Source organism: Shewanella basaltis, assembly GCF_023283885.1.
GTDB classification, from domain to species: Bacteria; Pseudomonadota; Gammaproteobacteria; order Enterobacterales; family Shewanellaceae; genus Shewanella; species Shewanella basaltis.
Genome location: NZ_JAKILA010000011.1, coordinates 31,353 through 48,591 on the forward strand (window position 1 = coordinate 31,353; position 17,239 = coordinate 48,591).

16 protein-coding genes and 7 tRNA genes are annotated in these 17,239 nt (G+C 43.1%); 17 read left to right on the top strand and 6 right to left on the bottom strand.

All coding sequences use genetic code 11. From position 1 onward, the window contains the following. The first annotated feature begins 131 nt into the window (after positions 1-131). From L2703_RS09610 to L2703_RS09645, 8 genes are all read left to right on the top strand, one after another. Positions 132-208 (top strand) — tRNA-Met (locus L2703_RS09610). Between the two features lie 43 nt (positions 209-251). Then, positions 252-336, top strand: a tRNA-Leu gene (locus L2703_RS09615). A gap of 49 nt (positions 337-385) precedes the next feature. Further along, positions 386-460: transfer RNA gene (locus L2703_RS09620), tRNA-Gln, on the top strand. Between the two features lie 23 nt (positions 461-483). Beyond that, positions 484-558: transfer RNA gene (locus L2703_RS09625), tRNA-Gln, on the top strand. 5 nt (positions 559-563) lie between these two features. Then, a tRNA-Met gene (locus L2703_RS09630) sits at positions 564-640 on the top strand. Positions 641-746: 106 nt separating this feature from the next. After that, positions 747-831: transfer RNA gene (locus L2703_RS09635), tRNA-Leu, on the top strand. Between the two features lie 51 nt (positions 832-882). Beyond that, positions 883-957: transfer RNA gene (locus tag L2703_RS09640), tRNA-Gln, on the top strand. Positions 958-1,394: 437 nt separating this feature from the next. Continuing rightward, the gene (locus tag L2703_RS09645; protein ID WP_248970883.1) at positions 1,395-2,411 is read left to right on the top strand and encodes a patatin-like phospholipase family protein; all 1,017 of its coding nucleotides are present in this window, start codon (positions 1,395-1,397) and stop codon (positions 2,409-2,411) included. 67 nt (positions 2,412-2,478) lie between these two features. On the opposite strand, the gene L2703_RS09650 is transcribed toward L2703_RS09645, so the two are convergent. The 3 genes from L2703_RS09650 to lolB form a co-directional block, all read right to left on the bottom strand. Next, positions 2,479-3,426 carry a ribose-phosphate pyrophosphokinase gene (locus L2703_RS09650; protein ID WP_160054061.1) on the bottom strand — a complete coding sequence of 316 codons (948 nt, stop codon included), beginning with the start codon at positions 3,424-3,426 and terminating at the stop codon, positions 2,479-2,481. A gap of 91 nt (positions 3,427-3,517) precedes the next feature. Beyond that, positions 3,518-4,390: a 4-(cytidine 5'-diphospho)-2-C-methyl-D-erythritol kinase gene (gene ispE / locus L2703_RS09655; RefSeq protein ID WP_248970884.1), complete on the bottom strand. Its 873-nt coding sequence runs from the start codon at positions 4,388-4,390 to the stop codon at positions 3,518-3,520. 36 nt (positions 4,391-4,426) lie between these two features. Continuing rightward, positions 4,427-5,032 (bottom strand): lipoprotein insertase outer membrane protein LolB, encoded by a 606-nt coding sequence (lolB, locus tag L2703_RS09660; RefSeq protein WP_248970885.1) that lies wholly within the window; start codon positions 5,030-5,032, stop codon positions 4,427-4,429. 235 nt (positions 5,033-5,267) lie between these two features. Here lolB and hemA point away from each other — a divergent pair, with 235 nt between their 5' ends. The 8 genes from hemA (at position 5,268) to L2703_RS09700 (ending at position 13,064) form a co-directional block, all read left to right on the top strand. Further along, positions 5,268-6,518, top strand: a complete 1,251-nt coding sequence (hemA, locus tag L2703_RS09665) for a glutamyl-tRNA reductase (protein WP_248970886.1) — start codon at positions 5,268-5,270, stop codon at positions 6,516-6,518. A gap of 14 nt (positions 6,519-6,532) precedes the next feature. Next, on the top strand, positions 6,533-7,618 hold the full coding sequence (prfA, locus tag L2703_RS09670) for a peptide chain release factor 1 (RefSeq protein ID WP_248970887.1): 1,086 nt from the start codon (positions 6,533-6,535) through the stop codon (positions 7,616-7,618). 9 nt (positions 7,619-7,627) lie between these two features. Further along, on the top strand, positions 7,628-8,482 hold the full coding sequence (gene prmC / locus L2703_RS09675; RefSeq protein ID WP_248970888.1) for a peptide chain release factor N(5)-glutamine methyltransferase: 855 nt from the start codon (positions 7,628-7,630) through the stop codon (positions 8,480-8,482). Between the two features lie 118 nt (positions 8,483-8,600). Next, positions 8,601-8,996 carry a SirB2 family protein gene (locus L2703_RS09680; protein WP_238107267.1) on the top strand — a complete coding sequence of 132 codons (396 nt, stop codon included), beginning with the start codon at positions 8,601-8,603 and terminating at the stop codon, positions 8,994-8,996. 9 nt (positions 8,997-9,005) lie between these two features. Then, positions 9,006-9,794, top strand: a complete 789-nt coding sequence (locus L2703_RS09685; protein ID WP_248970889.1) for a transglutaminase family protein — start codon at positions 9,006-9,008, stop codon at positions 9,792-9,794. Positions 9,795-9,914: 120 nt separating this feature from the next. Continuing rightward, positions 9,915-11,162 (top strand): DUF819 family protein, encoded by a 1,248-nt coding sequence (locus tag L2703_RS09690; protein ID WP_248970890.1) that lies wholly within the window; start codon positions 9,915-9,917, stop codon positions 11,160-11,162. Between the two features lie 17 nt (positions 11,163-11,179). Further along, the gene (gene kdsA / locus L2703_RS09695) at positions 11,180-12,031 is read left to right on the top strand and encodes a 3-deoxy-8-phosphooctulonate synthase (RefSeq protein ID WP_248970891.1); all 852 of its coding nucleotides are present in this window, start codon (positions 11,180-11,182) and stop codon (positions 12,029-12,031) included. A gap of 160 nt (positions 12,032-12,191) precedes the next feature. Next, positions 12,192-13,064, top strand: a complete 873-nt coding sequence (locus tag L2703_RS09700; protein ID WP_248970892.1) for a DMT family transporter — start codon at positions 12,192-12,194, stop codon at positions 13,062-13,064. A gap of 200 nt (positions 13,065-13,264) precedes the next feature. On the opposite strand, the gene L2703_RS09705 is transcribed toward L2703_RS09700, so the two are convergent. Together L2703_RS09705 and L2703_RS09710 are read right to left on the bottom strand one after the other, a co-directional pair. Further along, entirely contained in the window at positions 13,265-14,233 is a 969-nt protein-coding gene (locus tag L2703_RS09705; protein ID WP_248970893.1) for a ketopantoate reductase family protein, read from the bottom strand. 28 nt (positions 14,234-14,261) lie between these two features. Further along, complete coding sequence (locus L2703_RS09710; RefSeq protein ID WP_248970894.1) at positions 14,262-14,618, bottom strand: VanZ family protein; 357 nt, start codon at positions 14,616-14,618, stop codon at positions 14,262-14,264. A gap of 560 nt (positions 14,619-15,178) precedes the next feature. Between L2703_RS09710 and L2703_RS09715 the strand changes: the two genes are divergently transcribed. Further along, positions 15,179-15,664 carry a YajQ family cyclic di-GMP-binding protein gene (locus L2703_RS09715; protein WP_248970895.1) on the top strand — a complete coding sequence of 162 codons (486 nt, stop codon included), beginning with the start codon at positions 15,179-15,181 and terminating at the stop codon, positions 15,662-15,664. Positions 15,665-15,783: 119 nt separating this feature from the next. Here the strand turns inward: L2703_RS09715 and L2703_RS09720 are convergent, their stop codons facing one another. Beyond that, positions 15,784-17,199, bottom strand: a complete 1,416-nt coding sequence (locus L2703_RS09720) for an AmpG family muropeptide MFS transporter (RefSeq protein WP_248970896.1) — start codon at positions 17,197-17,199, stop codon at positions 15,784-15,786. Between the last annotated feature and the right edge of the window lie 40 nt (positions 17,200-17,239).

A 17,239-nucleotide genomic window follows, 5' to 3' on the forward strand; every position in this document is an offset into this window, starting at 1 on the left:
TATCCAGTTTGGTGAAGTTATAGCCGAACAATACGAATTGATGAAAATAGCGAAAAAAACCAGTTGACCTCGATAAGCTGAATAAGCATAATACGCCCCGTTCCTCACCAAGAGGGATTGCAAAAAGTAGTGGCAATATAGCTCAGTTGGTTAGAGCACAGCACTCATAATGCTGGGGTCGCAGGTTCAAGTCCCGCTATTGCTACCATTACTTTGCTCATCTTACTCAAGATGTAAAACTAGAGCGTAGTGCGGGAATGGTGAAATTGGTAGACACGCCAGATTTAGGTTCTGGTGCCGCAAGGTGTGAGAGTTCAAGTCTCTCTTCCCGTACCATTTATTCGAAAGGCTGGCTTCATTAAGCGGGAATTTCAACAAGTTTGATTGGGATATCGCCAAGCGGTAAGGCACCGGGTTTTGATCTCGGCATTCCAAGGTTCGAATCCTTGTATCCCAGCCAATTATTAGTTAGAAAAAGATTATTGGGATATCGCCAAGCGGTAAGGCACCGGGTTTTGATCTCGGCATTCCAAGGTTCGAATCCTTGTATCCCAGCCATCTTTGGCAATATAGCTCAGTTGGTTAGAGCACAGCACTCATAATGCTGGGGTCGCAGGTTCAAGTCCCGCTATTGCTACCATTTTTACAGGTAGAGCAGGGCTAAACAAAAGTGACAGTCTATTGCTTGTAAGAAGTCAAAGTTTACTGTTGAAAAAAATAGAGTATACTCAAAGTTAAAATTTGATGCGGGAATGGTGAAATTGGTAGACACGCCAGATTTAGGTTCTGGTGCCGCAAGGTGTGAGAGTTCAAGTCTCTCTTCCCGTACCATCAAATTTAGTCAAATAGTGTTATCTTCTGATTTACAATAAAAAATTCAATTGGGGTATCGCCAAGCGGTAAGGCACCGGGTTTTGATCTCGGCATCCCCAGGTTCGAATCCTGGTACCCCAGCCATATTTAAAAAGCCTGTCATGATGACGGGCTTTTTGCTTGTTATTATACCATTCCATCTGGTTATTCAGCTGGCGTTCTGTACCTTCTAGGCTTGCAGACATAATAGCTCTATCTTCAGTGTCCATGCCGTTATCGGTTAAACCAATTTGCATAAAAATGTGCTCTTTTAGCGAGAATTATCAAGTGGTATTTTGTTAGTCTTTCTTTACCTAGTGCACTGTAACTAAATGCGCTGTAACCAAATGCATTTTGCTCTCAAAAGGCTGCCTCGAATACCTCACTGATCGCTTATGTATCCTGATTGGGATGAGTTAGAAAGCACATTTTAACGCGCAATGGTATTTTTCTATTAACACGATTGATTCTATCCATTATCTATCTTTGCAACAGTTCTTTAGACTTGTCTTATTCAGTCCTTTATCAAGTTTCAGGTTAATATGAACAGCCAAGCCACAACGCCATTCATCTCTTCTGTGCAAACATCACAGCCCATGACAGCCTTAATTGCTGAAGGTGGTGGGCAGCGTGGTATTTTTACTGCTGGGGTACTTGATGCGTGGCTAGAGGCTAAATTTGACCCATTTGATTTATTTATTGGCACCTCTGCCGGATCGCAAAATCTCACCAGCTTTTTAGCCAGACAAAAAGGCTATGCAAAACGTTTAATCCGCGGCTTGTCGCGTCACAAACGTTTTTATCAGCTTGGCCGAGGTTTAGTAGGAGGCCATGTGGTGGATTTAGATTGGTACTTTGAAAAAACCACTCGCGGCAGCTTCGCATTAGACTTTGAAACTGCCACTAAAACCCTCGGGCAGCGACAATTGTTAATTACTGCAACCAATGCAAGAGATCGCCAAGGCTACTTTTTAAGCCCTAGCGACGATAACAACCACTGGCGTGAGCTGTTAAAGGCATCAAGTGCATTACCGTTTCTTTATAAGCAAGGTGTTAAGTTAACGCCCTGGTTGGCATCAGATGCAGCTAATCAATCAGCAGAGCAGACTTCTTCATTACAAGAAGATTTCTTTTTAGACGGTGGCTTGGCAGCGCCATTACCGGTGCGGGAGGCCTATCAGCGTGGTGCGCGCAAAATTGTGGTGATCCGCACGGTAAACGCTGATTTTCAAGCGCAATCTGCTTGGGTGCATAAGCTTAAATCGTGGATTTGTGTGTCGGGTTATTGTCCTAAAACGATTGATTATCTTGTTCAGCACGAGCAAGCGTATCAAGAGGAATTAGCCTTTATCGCTAACCCGCCCGATGACGTAGAAATTACTCAAATTTTTGCTGATGAGCTTTTACAAAGTAAATTGCTCGGCAGTACTGACGCTAATTTACTGCATGATTACCATGTTGGTTTATCCGCCGGTAAAGGTTTTTTGCAGCAAGCAGACACCTATATTGCGCCTGTTTCGCTTAAACCCAATTTTGCACATCAAGCAATGTCTGCTTAGCCTAGTAGAAACAAAAAACGCACTCAATGAGTGCGTTTTGGTATGCAACTAAGTTTAAAGCAAATAATTAGTGGCGGAACATCGCAGAGATTGATTCTTCATTGCTCACACGACGAATGGCTTCAGCAAGTACTGCTGACATCGTTAATTGAGTGACTTTAGCGACTTTAAGCATTTCTGGGCTTAACGGGACTGTGTCGGTCACAATAACTTCATCAATCACTGAGTTTGCTATGTTTTCTGCCGCGTTACCAGAAAATACTGGGTGAGTGGCATACGCGAATACGCGGTTAGCACCATGCTCTTTTAAGGCTTCAGCTGCTTTACATAATGTGCCGCCAGTATCGATCATGTCATCAACGATAATGCAGTCACGACCTTGTACGTCACCAATAATGTGCATCACTTGGGCTACGTTTGCTTGTGGACGACGTTTATCGATAATCGCAAGATCTGAATCATCTAATAACTTAGCAACCGCACGGGCACGTACTACACCGCCAATGTCTGGCGAAACCACGACAGGGTTTTCAAGCTTTTTAGCCAGCATGTCTTCGAGTAACACTGGGCTACCGAATACGTTATCTACTGGTACGTCGAAGAATCCTTGGATTTGCTCTGCGTGGAGATCGCACGTTAATACACGATCAACGCCAACGCTAGATAAGAAGTCTGCAACCACTTTCGCGGTAATAGGTACACGGGCACTGCGAACGCGACGGTCTTGACGAGCATAACCAAAATACGGGATAACGGCAGTAATACGACCAGCAGATGCACGACGAAGGGCATCAACCATTACAATAAGCTCCATGAGGTTATCGTTAGTTGGTGCGCAAGTAGATTGAATGATGAATACATCCGCACCACGTACATTTTCGTTGATTTGAACACTGATTTCACCGTCGCTGAAACGGCCTACAACTGCGTCGCCAAGTTTACAAAATAAACGTTCTGCAATCTTATTGGCAAGATTTGGGGTAGCGTTACCAGCAAAGAGCTTGATGTCGGGCACTTTATGAACCTCAGGTGTTTGCTTTACTATTAAAGGCTAGATCAATTTTACGTGTTGTCACTCAAAACTGACCCAGAAGAAAAATATGTTGTTAGAGTTGCTCAAGCCGCGTTAATAACGGTGACTTATTCATCCCTTTTGCGACAAACCCTTGCATATTGGCCGGTAATTGGGCTAATGCATCTAGGGCTTGCTGCGAATGTGTAAATTCCCCGAACACGCATGCGCCTGTCCCAGTCATTCTCGACGGCGCATATTCTACCAGCCAGCTTAAGGCATTGGCAACTTGAGGGTACTTGGTTGTGACGAGTTTTTGACAATCATTTGTCCATTTTTGTGTCAATAAACTGTTCATGTCTAATTTAGGGGTGTTACGAGGTAAGTCAGGATCTTGGAAGATGTCTTTGGTCGACACATGCACATTGGGCACAATAACAAGATACCAAGGCTCATGAGGTTGAACAGGAATGAGCTGCTCGCCAACGCCTTCGGCAAATGCAGATAAACCATTAATAAAAACAGGTACATCCGCACCTAACGCTAGGCCTATTTCTGCCAGCTTTGCACGTGACACATTGGTGTTCCAAAGTGCATTTAATGCCACTAATGTCGTTGCAGCATCAGATGAGCCGCCCCCTAATCCGCCGCCCATAGGCAGTAGTTTGTTTAACCAAATATGGGCTCCACCGCTATATTGAGTGTAACGTTTTAATGATTTTGCGGCTTTTAGAATTAAGTTATCGCTGTCAGCGACAGCATCACCCAGATTAGAATGTAAGACTAAATCCGGAGATTCAGTGACATGGAAATCGAGATAATCACAATGGTCAATGAACTGAAATAACGTTTGCAAGTCGTGATAACCATTAGAGCGCTGACCTGTAATATGTAAAAACAAATTAAGTTTTGCAGGTGCAGGCCAACTTTTAGAAGCAACAGAATTAAGTGAGCTGACTGATTTCATGGTTTTACTTCCTTGTTAAACGGTCATTTACCTGCATTAGTTGTGGCTGATTTTGACCGCTGTCCATTGATTAGTTTGAAGTTTTATTTGAACATCATCACGTTCAATTTTTAATAACTTGGGCACCAAGGCACCACCTTGTTGCTGCCAGCTCATAAACGTGACATGCCAATCTGCTTGCGAGTCGTGGCTCAGTAACTGTTTTACCGTACCATCAGAATGATAGCTCACCACGTGATCATTTACGCCAATTTGACCTGTAATCCACAGTGGTAAGCTGTCTAATGGAATTGACCAGCCACTGATACCGGTTAACAGGTCTTGGGCGCTGCGGTCATGATAGGTCTTACCGTCAACCTCTAGTGTGGCAAGCCCTTCATTTGTTGTTAATAGCAAAACAGTGGTACCTAATACCGTGGTTAAGCGTAAATCATTGGCTTGTTGCTGATGTAGCCAATATAAATTGGTGCTGAATTTGTCGTCTGCTGTTTTAACGGCAATTTTACCTTGCAGTTCCCACGCTTGAGCTTGTGCAGCTTGGCTAACCTTGATAGGTGTGATCTGCTCTGAAGGCGTGATAGTACAGCCAGTTAATAATAGCAGAGTAATTATGGTGGCACAGTGGAGTACGGATAAACGCAATGGCTTGCCTAACAGTTGTTTAAGATAGCGTTATGATACTGGGCTTAGGGGGGGATGTAAAAAAGCTTTTCCAAAATTAATGTGATTTAATCGAATGAATAAGGCAATGCGTTTATATCTAAGAAATAAAAAATTAGACATTTATTCGGTTTTGTTAAGCCAATTGTGTTTTTAGTTGGTTCAATTCAGTAGAATAGCCTAATTAACGTCACCGAAAAGAACTTGATACAGTCACATGAGCCTAGTAGCAATCGGGATAAACCATAAAACTGCCACGGTAGATCTACGCGAAAAAGTCGCTTTCTCTCCAGACCGCATTCATGATGCCATGAAAAGCTTGGCGAGCCGCACTCGTTCGGGTGAGGCTGTTATTGTGTCTACCTGTAACCGCACAGAACTTTACTGTAATAATGCTGATAAAAAAGACATTATAGAGTGGCTAGAAGACTATCATCAGCTCAATCACGATGATTTAATACCGTGCATTTATGCTTATGAAGATCAAGTTGCAGTGAAGCATTTAATGCGCGTCGCTTCAGGGTTGGACTCATTAGTGTTGGGTGAACCACAAATTTTAGGTCAAGTTAAGCAAGCTTTTGTAAAAGCAAAAGAGGCCGGAACAACAGCAGCAACAATCGATCGCTTATTTCAAAACACGTTTTCGGTGGCTAAAAAAGTTCGAACCGATACCGAGATTGGCGCTGCTGCTGTGTCGGTAGCATTTGCAGCTGTCAGTATGGCGAAGCATATTTTCTCGTCGTTAAGCACAACTAAGGTGCTGCTAATTGGTGCTGGTGAAACCATAGAGCTGGTTGCTAAACATCTAAAAGACAATGGCGTGGCGGCAATGGTGGTGGCAAACAGAACCATTGAGCGCGCTCAAGCGATGTGTGAGGAATTTAATGCGACTGCAATTACCTTACAACAAATACCAGATTTTCTCGCTAAAGCTGATATCGTGATATCCTCTACTGCAAGTCCTTTACCCATTTTAGGTAAAGGAATGGTTGAAAAAGCGTTAAAACAACGTCGTCACCAACCGATGTTGTTAGTTGATATTGCAGTTCCGAGAGATATTGAAGCAGAAGTCGGTGAGTTAGACGACGCATTCCTTTATACTGTCGATGATCTGCATAGCATAATTGAACAGAATATGGCTTCACGTAAGGAAGCCGCCGAGCAAGCAGAATTAATTACTGAAGAGCAATCGCACTTATTTATGGAGTGGATCCGTTCTTTAGAGTCAGTCGACAGTATTCGCGAATATCGCAGCCAGAGCTTGGCGATTAAAGATGAGTTAGTTGAACGAGCCTTGAACAAGTTGTCTCAAGGCGGTAATAGTGAGGAAGTCATCGTTGAGTTAGCCAATAGGCTAACTAACCGCTTAATTCACTCTCCTACGCAATCACTAACTGCTGCTAGTCGTCAAGGCGATTTGAATACGTTGGGCTTATTAAGAACTGCGCTTGGTTTAGATAAAAACTAAGGTTAGCGAGCTAAATGAAAGAATCCGTTATCCGCAAGCTAGAAGGCTTGCTTGAGCGTAATGAAGAAGTATTAGCGTTACTCAGTGATGCTAGCGTGATTGCGGATCAAGACCGCTTCCGTGCGTTATCAAAAGAATACTCACAACTTGAAGACGTTGTCAGTAGTTTTAAGGCATTTCAACAAGCGCAGAAAGATTTTGAGTACGCCAAAGAGATGCTTGAAGAAGACGATGCTGACATGCGCGAAATGGCGCAAGAAGAGTATAAACAGTCAAAGCAAACGCTAGAAAAGCTTGAAGAAGAGTTACAAATTTTATTATTGCCAAAAGATCCTAACGACGATACTAACGCGTTTCTTGAGATCCGTGCCGGTGCTGGTGGCGATGAAGCCGCTATTTTTGCTGGCGATTTATACCGTATGTATTCGCGCTTTTGTGAAGCTAACCGTTGGCAAATGGAAGTGATGAACCTCAATGAAGGTGAGCATGGCGGTTTTAAAGAAATTATTGTTAAAGTCAGTGGCGATGGTGCTTACGGTAAACTAAAATTTGAGTCAGGCGGACACAGGGTACAACGTGTACCAGAAACCGAATCACAAGGCCGTGTTCATACATCAGCATGTACTGTGGTTGTGCTACATGAAGTGCCAGAAGCTGAAGCGATTTCAATCAACCCAGCAGATCTTAAAGTCGATACTTTCCGTGCGTCAGGTGCGGGTGGTCAGCACGTAAACAAAACCGACTCTGCCATTCGTATTACCCATATTCCTTCAGGGATTATTGTTGAGTGTCAGGATCAACGTTCACAGCATAAAAACCGTGCTCAAGCGATGAGTGTATTGGCCGCGCGTATTCAAGCAGTTGAAGATGAAAAACGTCGTAGTGCAGAAGAATCAACGCGCCGCAGCCTAGTTGCTAGTGGTGATCGTTCAGAGCGCATCAGAACGTATAACTACCCGCAAGGTCGTGTGAGTGATCATCGTATTAACTTAACCTTATATCGCTTAAACGAAGTGATGGAAGGTGACTTAAATGCGTTGCTTGACCCTATCATGCAAGAACACCAAGCTGACATGCTTGCAGCCCTTGCTGACGAATAAGGAGTGACTTTGCCTCAGTCTTCGTATTCAACTATCGCTGAAGCCCTGCAATGGGCTTACTCGCAATTAGCGGCCACCTCAGAATCTGCACACGTAGATGCTGAGGTGTTGTTATTGCATTGTTTGAATAAAAACCGCAGCTTTTTATATACCTGGCCTGAAAGGCAACTCACAAGTGAACAGTTTAAAGCGTTCAGCCAAATGGTGTCTAAGCGTCAATCTGGCTTGCCAGTGGCGCACATTATCGGTGAGCGCGAATTCTGGTCATTACCTTTTATCGTTAATGATTCGACACTTATTCCCAGGCCTGACACTGAAATTTTAGTCGAAACGGCGCTGAATTTAACCTTGCGTCATAATGCTAAAGTATTGGACTTGGGAACAGGGACAGGCGCAATTGCCTTATCTTTGGCGTCAGAGCGACCAAAGTGGCGCATTACTGCGATTGATAAAGTGCCTGGCGCGGTTGAATTGGCTAAAGCCAATAGAGCGAATTTAAACCTCCCCGATGTTGAGATTATTCAATCTGACTGGTTTTCTGCTGTTGAACACCGTGACTTTGACTTAATTGTCTCAAATCCACCTTACATCGATGAAACCGATGAACACCTTAATATGGGTGATGTCCGCTTTGAACCACAAAGCGCGTTAACTGCTGCAGATGAAGGTTATGCGGATTTATTTCACATCGCCGACAGTGCACGTTCGCACTTACTCGCTGGTGGGTACTTATTGCTAGAACATGGTTATCAGCAAGCTATTAAAGTAAGAGAAAAGCTCATTGAGTTGGGTTACCAAAACGTGGCAACCGTGCGTGATTTTGGCAGTAACGACCGTTGCACCTTAGGTCAATGGATCGATTGATTATCAACATTTGCGGTAAACTCTCCCCACACACCTTTAACCACCATGATATTGGTATACGTTAAGCTGTTCGAGTACACTAGCCGCCTTTTTATTATTTATCTTAAGAGACTTAGTAATGGAAACATTTTACAGTTTATATCCAGCGTTAAAACACACTCACATGTTGTTCGTCGCGTTAAGTGTGACATTTTTTATTGTGCGTTTTGTGCTGCATTTACGTCAGTCTCCGATTATGGAGAAAAAGTTTGTTAAAGTGGCGCCTCACGTTATTGATACTTTTTTACTACTGTCTGGCTTCACGCTTTGCTTTATGATCAAGCAGTATCCGTTTGTTGACCCGTGGATGACCGAAAAAATCATCTGTGTGGTGGCATACATTGCTTTAGGGATTATGGCACTCAAATCTAATCGTAATAAGCTGTTTAAGTTTTTTGCATTTATCGGCGCAATTGGTTGGGTAGTGTTAGCGGCCAAGCTGGCTCATTTTAAACAAGTCGTCTTAATGGGTTAATTGGTTTTAATGGCAAAATATCTTCTTAATGATGCAGTTTCTATTCCAGAAACTGCATTTGAACTTTCTGAACACCTTGGTTTTTCAGCATCCAAGCCTGCAATGTGGGCATGGTACGAAATGGCCGGGGCAGTACTTAGCCATTATGTGGTTGACCAACAAGCGCGTTTACAAGGCCTGTTTAATTGGTTTTATAACGACTTAGGTTTTTGTGCCCGAGATAATTATTTTAGCATTGAAGCTGCTGATTTAAGTTATTGCGTCTTAAAGCGTCAAGGCAATAGCACCACATTGTCAATATTGCTGATTTTATTAGCAAAGCAACTCGATTTAACGCTTGAGGCCATCTTACTTCCAGGTAATACCGTACTGAAAAGTCAGGTTAATGGTGTCGTTAAGTATCACGATCCTTTAACGGGTAGCGAACTCAATCGCCACCAATTACACGCCCTAGTGCGCGGCGAAATGGGCAATGCGGCCAAGTTAAAGCCAAGCCATTTAAAACCCGCCACTTTAAAGCGCCTAATTAGTCGTATGCTGCATGAGCTTAAAGCGGGTTGCATTGTTAACCAAAAGTTTGAGTCGGCAATGGAGTGTTGTAATTTGTTGCTGCAATGGCATCCAGATGATGTGCACTTAAATCGCGAACGGGCATTTATTGCCCAGCAATTAGGTTGCATTAAAGTGGCTATTTCGGATTTACAGCATTTTATTGATTTAAGCCCACATGATCCTGTGATTGAGCTGGTTAAGATTCAATTAAAAGAATTAAGTCAACATACACAGGTATACCATTAAGTTTACAAGGCGCTGTTTTACGTAAGTTAAGCAGCGAAACAATATAATAGGCTGTAAAAGCCAGTTTGAGTCCGCACCTATAACTATTATAAATATTGCATTTGCAAGGGAGAATACTGCATGACCACGTCAGCAATGGTGAGCAACGATGCCACCGCACTGGGTTTACTCGCCATTATTTTAGGTTTTGTGTTTTATACCAGTTCATCGCCACATCCATTTTGGCAAAAGTTTTATAAATACATTCCTGCGTTACTATTGTGCTATTTCTTACCTTCATTACTGAACACCTTCGGTGTGATTGATGGTCATGCATCACAATTATACTATGTTGCGTCACGTTATTTATTGCCAGCCTGTTTAGTTTTACTGATTTTAAGTGTCGATTTAAAAGCCATTTTAGGCCTAGGGCCTAAAGCCGTGATCATGTTTTTAACTGGCACGCTTGGTATTGTTATTGGCGGCCCTATTGCTTTATTGCTGGTGTCGATGATTGACCCAAGCTTAATTGGTAATAATGGCCCTGATGCGGTTTGGCGTGGAATGACAACGCTTGCTGGTAGCTGGATTGGCGGAGGAGCAAACCAAGCCGCCATGAAAGAGATTTATGAAGTAGGCGGCGAGATTTTCTCAGTGATGGTTACAGTTGATGTGATTGTGGCCAATATTTGGATGGCAGTGTTGCTGTTTATGGCTTCAAAAGCCAAAGAGATTGATGCCAAAACGGGTGCCGACACCAGTGCGATTGAATCGCTAAAACAAAAAGTAGAAAAATACCACGCTGAAAACTCACGTATTCCGTCGCTACGCGACATTATGATGATTGTGGCGGTGGGTTTTGGGGTTACCGGTTTTGCTCATTTTGCTGCCGATTTCTTAGGGCCGTTTTTCGAAGCCAATTATCCATGGACCGAGGATTACAGCTTAACCTCAAAATTTTTCTGGTTAGTGGTGATAGTGACTACGGTAGGATTAGGTTTATCGTTTAGCCCAATTCGTCATTTAGAGGCTGCTGGCGCGTCTAAAATAGCTTCAGCATTTTTATACATTTTAGTGGCAACGATTGGCTTACACATGGATGTATCTAAAATTATGGATACCCCGATTTATTTCCTCGTCGGTATTGTGTGGATGATAGTGCATGCCGGGTTAATGTTGCTTGTGGCTAAACTGATTAAAGCGCCATTGTTTTATATGGCGGTGGGCAGTCAGGCTAACGTTGGTGGTGCAGCTTCGGCTCCTGTTGTGGCAGCTGCATTCCACCCAGCCCTTGCGCCAGTTGGGGTGTTGTTGGCCGTATTTGGTTATGCATTAGGTACTTACATGGCTTGGCTATGTGGTCAGTTATTACAAGTTGTCGCAGGTTAATGCGCAAAGAGGTTCCAATGGATCAAAAAATTATTCAGTTAGCTAACAATATTAACGTGGCCAATGATAAGCCTTTCGTGCTGTTTGGTGGTATGAACGTGCTTGAGTCTCGCGACTTAGCCATGTCAATTGCAGAACACTATGTAGAAGTGACCCAAAAGTTGGGTATTCCCTATGTATTTAAAGCATCATTTGATAAAGCCAACCGATCGTCTGTTAACTCGTACCGTGGTCCTGGTATGGAAGAAGGATTGCGTATTTTCGAAGAGATAAAATCTACCTTCAACGTGCCTTTAATTACCGACGTGCATGAGGTTCATCAATGTGCGCCTGTGGCCGAAGTTGTTGATGTGATTCAGTTGCCAGCCTTTTTAGCCCGCCAAACTGACTTGGTTGTGGCCATGGCAAAAACGGGCGCTGTCATTAATGTGAAAAAACCACAATTTTTAGCGCCACACGAAATGCGTCACATCGTGACTAAGTTTAATGAGGCGGGTAACGACAATATTATTTTATGTGAGCGTGGCAGTTGTTTTGGTTATAACAACCTTGTGGTCGACATGCTTGGCATGGACGAGATGAAGCAAAGTGGTTATCCCGTCATTTTTGATGCGACTCATGCACTGCAACGCCCTGGTGGACGTACTGACTCGGCTGGTGGTCGACGCGCTCAAGCAACTGAACTTGCCCGCAGCGGGATGGCATTAGGTTTAGCAGGCTTGTTTATCGAAGCTCACCCCGATCCTGATAATGCTAAATGTGATGGCCCATGTGCGTTACCACTTCACTTGCTAGAAAAGTATTTAACCCAAATGAAAGCTGTCGATGAGTTGGTTAAGTCATTTGAGTTTATTGATACCAGTAAGTAAACATGGCGTGATTAGATGCCAAATGGCAGGTAAGTTGATTTTTAATCAATTTGCCACACAATCAGTGTCTTTTATTTATCGGAAACAGTAATCTGGTTATCCCTTGTGTATAAGCCCTGACTTTTTACAAAGTCGGGGCTTTGTATTTCTGGATGTAGCAATGTGGATTTTATTTACCTTTCTCGCGGCTTTTATGCAGGCATGGCGCAATGCGTTTCAAAGTAAACTGAGTAAAGAGGTCAGCGTTGCAGGCGTTACCCTAGCACGGTTTATTTGGGCGGGCCCAATCGCAGCGCTGTATTTATTCAGTTTATATCAATACCAACCAACCGCTTTACCGCAATTTAGTGCCTCTTTTTGGGGATTTGTGATTGGCGCATCATCAATGCAAATCTTAGCCACAGGTTTAATGGTTAAATTATTCAAAATGCAAAATTTTGCTATAGGCGCAGGGCTGGCAAAAAGTGAAGCGCTTGTGGCTGCTATTTTAGGGGTGTTTTTTTTCGGTACACAATTGTCACTATTAGGCTGGGTGGGGGTTGTGGTTGGCGGTATCGCCGTCATGCTGTTAAGCAGTAAACAAGGTTTTAAGCAATTATCGATAAAAACCGTGTTATTAGGCTTGGCGTGTGGCAGTGCATTTGCGCTAACCTCATTGTGGGTACGTGAGGCCAGTTTAACCCTGGACGGACCATTTACTCACCGTGCAGCCTGGGTTTTGTTGTGGGTTATTAGTCTTCAGACTGCGGTGCTGATCACCTACCTAATGGCAAAAGATAAGCCTACTTTGCAAGCTTTGTGGCAACGTCCAAAATTAACCTTAGCCATTAGCGTCACCAGTTGTATTGGGTCTATTGGCTGGTTTAGCGCAATGTCACTGCAAGCCGTGCCTTATGTTAAAACATTAGGCCAAGTTGAAGTGTTTTTTACGCTGGTTATTGCAGCGTTTTGGCTTAAAGAGAAAGTTAAAATAAACGATGTTGCTGGCTTAGTATTAATTGCAGTCGCTGCAATTTTAGTGATGTGGAGTTAGTTAACCTGAGCTCGGGATAATAAATGCCTTTCAAACAGTCCTTTGCTCTGCTCACTGCGTTGAATCGACTTACAATAGGCTAACTATTAACGCGTCAATTCGCCTTGTTAGCAGAACAAATGACAAGCTTGAAAGTGAGAATGGGTAACATGTTGATTTTAAAGAGTATAAGTTCATCCCTTATCCCGAGATCAGGTTAGTTAGGCTAGCGTGCAGTTTAATGCCGCAACTGCTGCGGCAAGTGATTGGTTGATGGGGGCATTTAGATTGTGATGTTGAGCTCGCTGGCAAATATAGCCATTAATGTAATCGATTTCGGTCGCTCTATGATGAACAACATCTTGATACATCGAAGAGAAATTGGCTGATGTCAATTCAATCACTTTGTATACTCTCGTGCTGAGTAATTTGGGGTCTAGCTTAATCCCATCGTATTGCGCAACAGTCACAATTTCCTGAATAATCATCTTAATTTGTTCCCGATACTTGCCAGCCGCTAATTGGCCATTGTTACATTGATGCAATGCCGTTAATGGATTGATGACCGCATTTACCGCCAATTTTTGCCACAACACCGCTAATACTGGCTGATGCCATTCAAGCGGTTGCTCTTGGCGATGCATTGCCTGAATCGATGCCTGTAAATTTGGGGCTAATTGATGACCACAATAATATCCGAGCTGCGTGACACCAAGCCCTGTGTGCTTAATATGCCACTGGTTGATTTTTAAGGCCGCTTGAGAGGTTGTGCCAAGAGTTAAACCTTGCTCTGGATGGATCTCAATGGCTTTAGATACCGGCAAATGTGGGCCTAAACCATTATGTAACAGCACAATATGGCATTGGGGTGAGAGTTGACTTAACAGCGGTAGCAGGGCGGTTTCAACTTGATAAGCCTTTACACACACCAGTAATAATTGAATCTTAGCAAGACGAGTATCTGTGGTTGCCAATATTAATGCGTTAGTGTTGTGAGTGAGACCGCAATGGTCCGTAAACTGTAATGGTTGTAACTGAGTGTGGTTTTGACGCCCGATTAAGGCTATCGCATGCTTCGCTTGAGCTTGGTTTGCATGGCAAAGTTGGTGGTACATTAATTGCCCTATTGCGCCAGCACCAAGTATGGCGATGTGGGGCAAGTAGGCTGAGGTGGCTAATGTATTTTCCATTGGTAGCAAGCCTTATTTTGAGGCGTCATTAAGGTTTGTTTTTTAATTTTCGATACTGCAATATTGAAAAATTAAGGAGGTAAAATAATGCAATACCAGCAAAGTCTGCCGCGACATCGGCAACAGATGCACTGCGATAAGGTAAGCGAGATTGCACAAGCTCAATCAAAATGGCATAGCTTCCTAATGCCGCACATAAAAAATACCACTTTGGCTTAAAGGCATAATGAGCAAGATATGACAGAGCAAAGAAGCTCCCCAAGTGGCCCACTTTATCCATGTGAGAAAAAGTTTGTGGGTAGTTAGGTTTAGAGAAAACTAAATAGCTAGTCACAAGTACCGCGACAACTAACGCAAGTTTAAACATATTTTTGTAAGTGATCACGAGCGTTACATCAGCCTTGTGAAACGAGAATATGCTTAATAATAAGAAACCTGTTTGATATTGTCACGAATAAACCTCTAAGCGAGTTCATAATTGTTCATTTACCGTGTTTTTTGGGCTTAAGACTGGCTAGCTACGGTTAGTCAAATCCAAAGATACTGGGCTTTAATGATAGTTTTGTGGCAAAAACATCCACTTAGTTATTTTTTGTTAATCAAGTAAATCTTTGCCACAGTTTTGCAACTGTAAACCGCTGAGATTAGTGCTTTACTATCCCGTTAAACCTACCTAACCTGAGCTCGGGATAAGGGATGAACTTATACTATTTAAAATCAACATGTTACCTATTCTCACTTTCAAGCTTGTCATTTGTTCTGCTAACAAGGCGAATTGACGCGTCAATAGCTAGCCTATTGTAAGTCGATTCAACGCAGTGAGCAGGGCAAAGGACAAGCTTGAAAGGCATTTATTATCCCGAGCTCAGGTTACTTAGTGTAAAATAGGCTTAAACGAATAGCGCTTGGGTGAACAGCCCGTGAAGTATCGAAGAGGAAAGCAACATGCCATCTATGGATATCGTGTCAGAAATCAATGAAGAAGAGCTACGCAACGCGGTAGAAAATTCTCGTCGCGAGGTGTCGAGCCGGTTTGATTTACGTGGTAAAGACATTGAAATTGACTTGAAAGATAATGTTGTCACTTTAAAAGCGGAAGATGACTTTATTTGTAAGCAGTTAGTTGACATATTGCGCATGCAACTGAGTAAGCGCAATGTCGACCCATCTGCTATGGAGGTTGACGACAAGTCGGTACACAGTGGTAAAACCTTCAGTTTAAAAGTGAGCTTTAAGCAAGGGATTGATGCCTTAGTGGCTAAAAAACTGGTTAAAGCCATTAAAGACAGTAAGCTAAAAGTGCAGTCAGCGATTCAAGGCGACAAAGTTCGCGTCACCGGAAAAAAACGCGATGATTTGCAAGCGGTGATGAGATTAGCTAGAGAGTCAGATCTAGGCCAGCCTTTTCAGTTTGATAACTTTAAAGACTAATCTTTAATGCGACACAGGCCTTATTATTAAACCGCGACATAAAAAACCGACAGGGGAAAATCTTGTCGGTTTTTGTCTTTTAGGTCACTGAAAATCTTGCGGTGTAGCACTTTTTATATTTAGAGTGGCGGCTTTCCTTCATCCATTGCGTTGTCTGTTGTGGTCATATTGGCAACCATCAAAGGCTTTTGTGATCGATTGACCAATACAACTAACAGCAATACCGGAAAGCCGATGACACTGGCCGCGACAAAAAAGTTGATATAGCCAAATGCATCAACATACAAGCCTGAGAACCCGGCAATAAACTTTGGGAACAGTAACATAATGGATGACAACAATGCATATTGTGTCGCGCTGTAGCCGTTGCTAGTTAAGCTGGACAAATAAGCGATAAATGCAGCGGTCGCAATCCCCGCGCTGAAGTTGTCGACTGAAATGGCAAAGGTTAAAAAGGGCACGTTATAGCCAATGTAAGCCTGCCATGCGAATAATAAGTTGGTTATTGCAACCAACAAAGCGCCCAAAAATAAGATTTTCATGGTGCCATAACGCATCAACAATACGCCACCAAAAGCTGCGCCTACTAATGTCATGATTAAGCCATAGACTTTGCTAATAAACGCGATTTCTTCTTTGTTAAAGCCCATATCAACGTAAAACACGTTAGCCATAATGCCCATAACAATGTCTGAGATCCGGTAACAGGAAATGAGTAGTAAAATTAAAATGGCACTTTTACCATAACGCTTAAAAAAATCGATAAAGGGTAAGACACTGGCGCTATACAACCAAGCCATTGTGTTGGCAATGTTCTTTGGGTATTTAGCGGCAAAGTCATCCCGTAGTTGGCGCTCTTTTTTGTCAGCATCTTTTGTATCGACTTGTGGTTCTTGGCTTAATAGGGTCGTTAAAATACCAACACCCATTAATAGCGCCATCACAAAATAAGCCGTTTGCCATGCTTCGAGATGGTAAGTATCGTCTCCTGGTGACACCCATGCTGCAATGGTTAATGCACCAGCTGTCGCAATAATCATGGCACTGCGATAGCCCACTTGATATGCCGCAGCCAGCGCCGCCTGCATTTTTTCGGGAGCAGATTCAATTCGAAATGCGTCGATTACAATATCCTGAGTTGCAGACGCGAATGCCAGCAATAAAGCACATAATGCTAAGCGCTCAAGATTAACCACAGGATCGCTGATTGACATGCCCAAAATAGCCCCGACCAAACAAAGCTGTGCAAATAACATCCAGCCTCGTCGTCGCCCCAAAAAGCGCGTAAATAAAGGCAGTGACATGCGGTCAACTAATGGTGACCATGCCCATTTAAAGGCATAGGTAAGGGCAATCCAGCTAAAATATCCAATGGCGGCACGGTCAACGCCAGCTTCACGAAGCCAAAAGCTTAATGTTGAAAAGACCAACATAAGCGGTAAGCCGGCAGAAAATCCCAGCAAGAGTAAAATGAATACACGTTTGTGGTAGTAAACCGACAAGGCTTCACGGATTTGAGAAATGAAAACCGGCATAAGACAACAGGGTAAAGGAGAATGGCTCTAGCTTATGTTG

Excerpts from the sequence above, each read along its gene's own strand:
- L2703_RS09715 (WP_248970895.1), top strand. The coding sequence starts at position 15,179 with ATGCCATCTATGGATATCGTGTCAGAAATCAATGAAGAAGAGCTACGC.
- L2703_RS09645 (WP_248970883.1), top strand. The coding sequence starts at position 1,395 with ATGAACAGCCAAGCCACAACGCCATTCATCTCTTCTGTGCAAACATCA.
- ispE (WP_248970884.1), bottom strand. The coding sequence starts at position 4,390 with ATGAAATCAGTCAGCTCACTTAATTCTGTTGCTTCTAAAAGTTGGCCT.
- hemA (WP_248970886.1), top strand. The coding sequence starts at position 5,268 with ATGAGCCTAGTAGCAATCGGGATAAACCATAAAACTGCCACGGTAGAT.
- L2703_RS09720 (WP_248970896.1), bottom strand. The coding sequence starts at position 17,199 with ATGCCGGTTTTCATTTCTCAAATCCGTGAAGCCTTGTCGGTTTACTAC.
- L2703_RS09685 (WP_248970889.1), top strand. The coding sequence starts at position 9,006 with ATGGCAAAATATCTTCTTAATGATGCAGTTTCTATTCCAGAAACTGCA.
- L2703_RS09680 (WP_238107267.1), top strand. The coding sequence starts at position 8,601 with ATGGAAACATTTTACAGTTTATATCCAGCGTTAAAACACACTCACATG.
- prfA (WP_248970887.1), top strand. The coding sequence starts at position 6,533 with ATGAAAGAATCCGTTATCCGCAAGCTAGAAGGCTTGCTTGAGCGTAAT.
- L2703_RS09700 (WP_248970892.1), top strand. The coding sequence starts at position 12,192 with ATGTGGATTTTATTTACCTTTCTCGCGGCTTTTATGCAGGCATGGCGC.
- kdsA (WP_248970891.1), top strand. The coding sequence starts at position 11,180 with ATGGATCAAAAAATTATTCAGTTAGCTAACAATATTAACGTGGCCAAT.
- L2703_RS09705 (WP_248970893.1), bottom strand. The coding sequence starts at position 14,233 with ATGGAAAATACATTAGCCACCTCAGCCTACTTGCCCCACATCGCCATA.
- L2703_RS09690 (WP_248970890.1), top strand. The coding sequence starts at position 9,915 with ATGACCACGTCAGCAATGGTGAGCAACGATGCCACCGCACTGGGTTTA.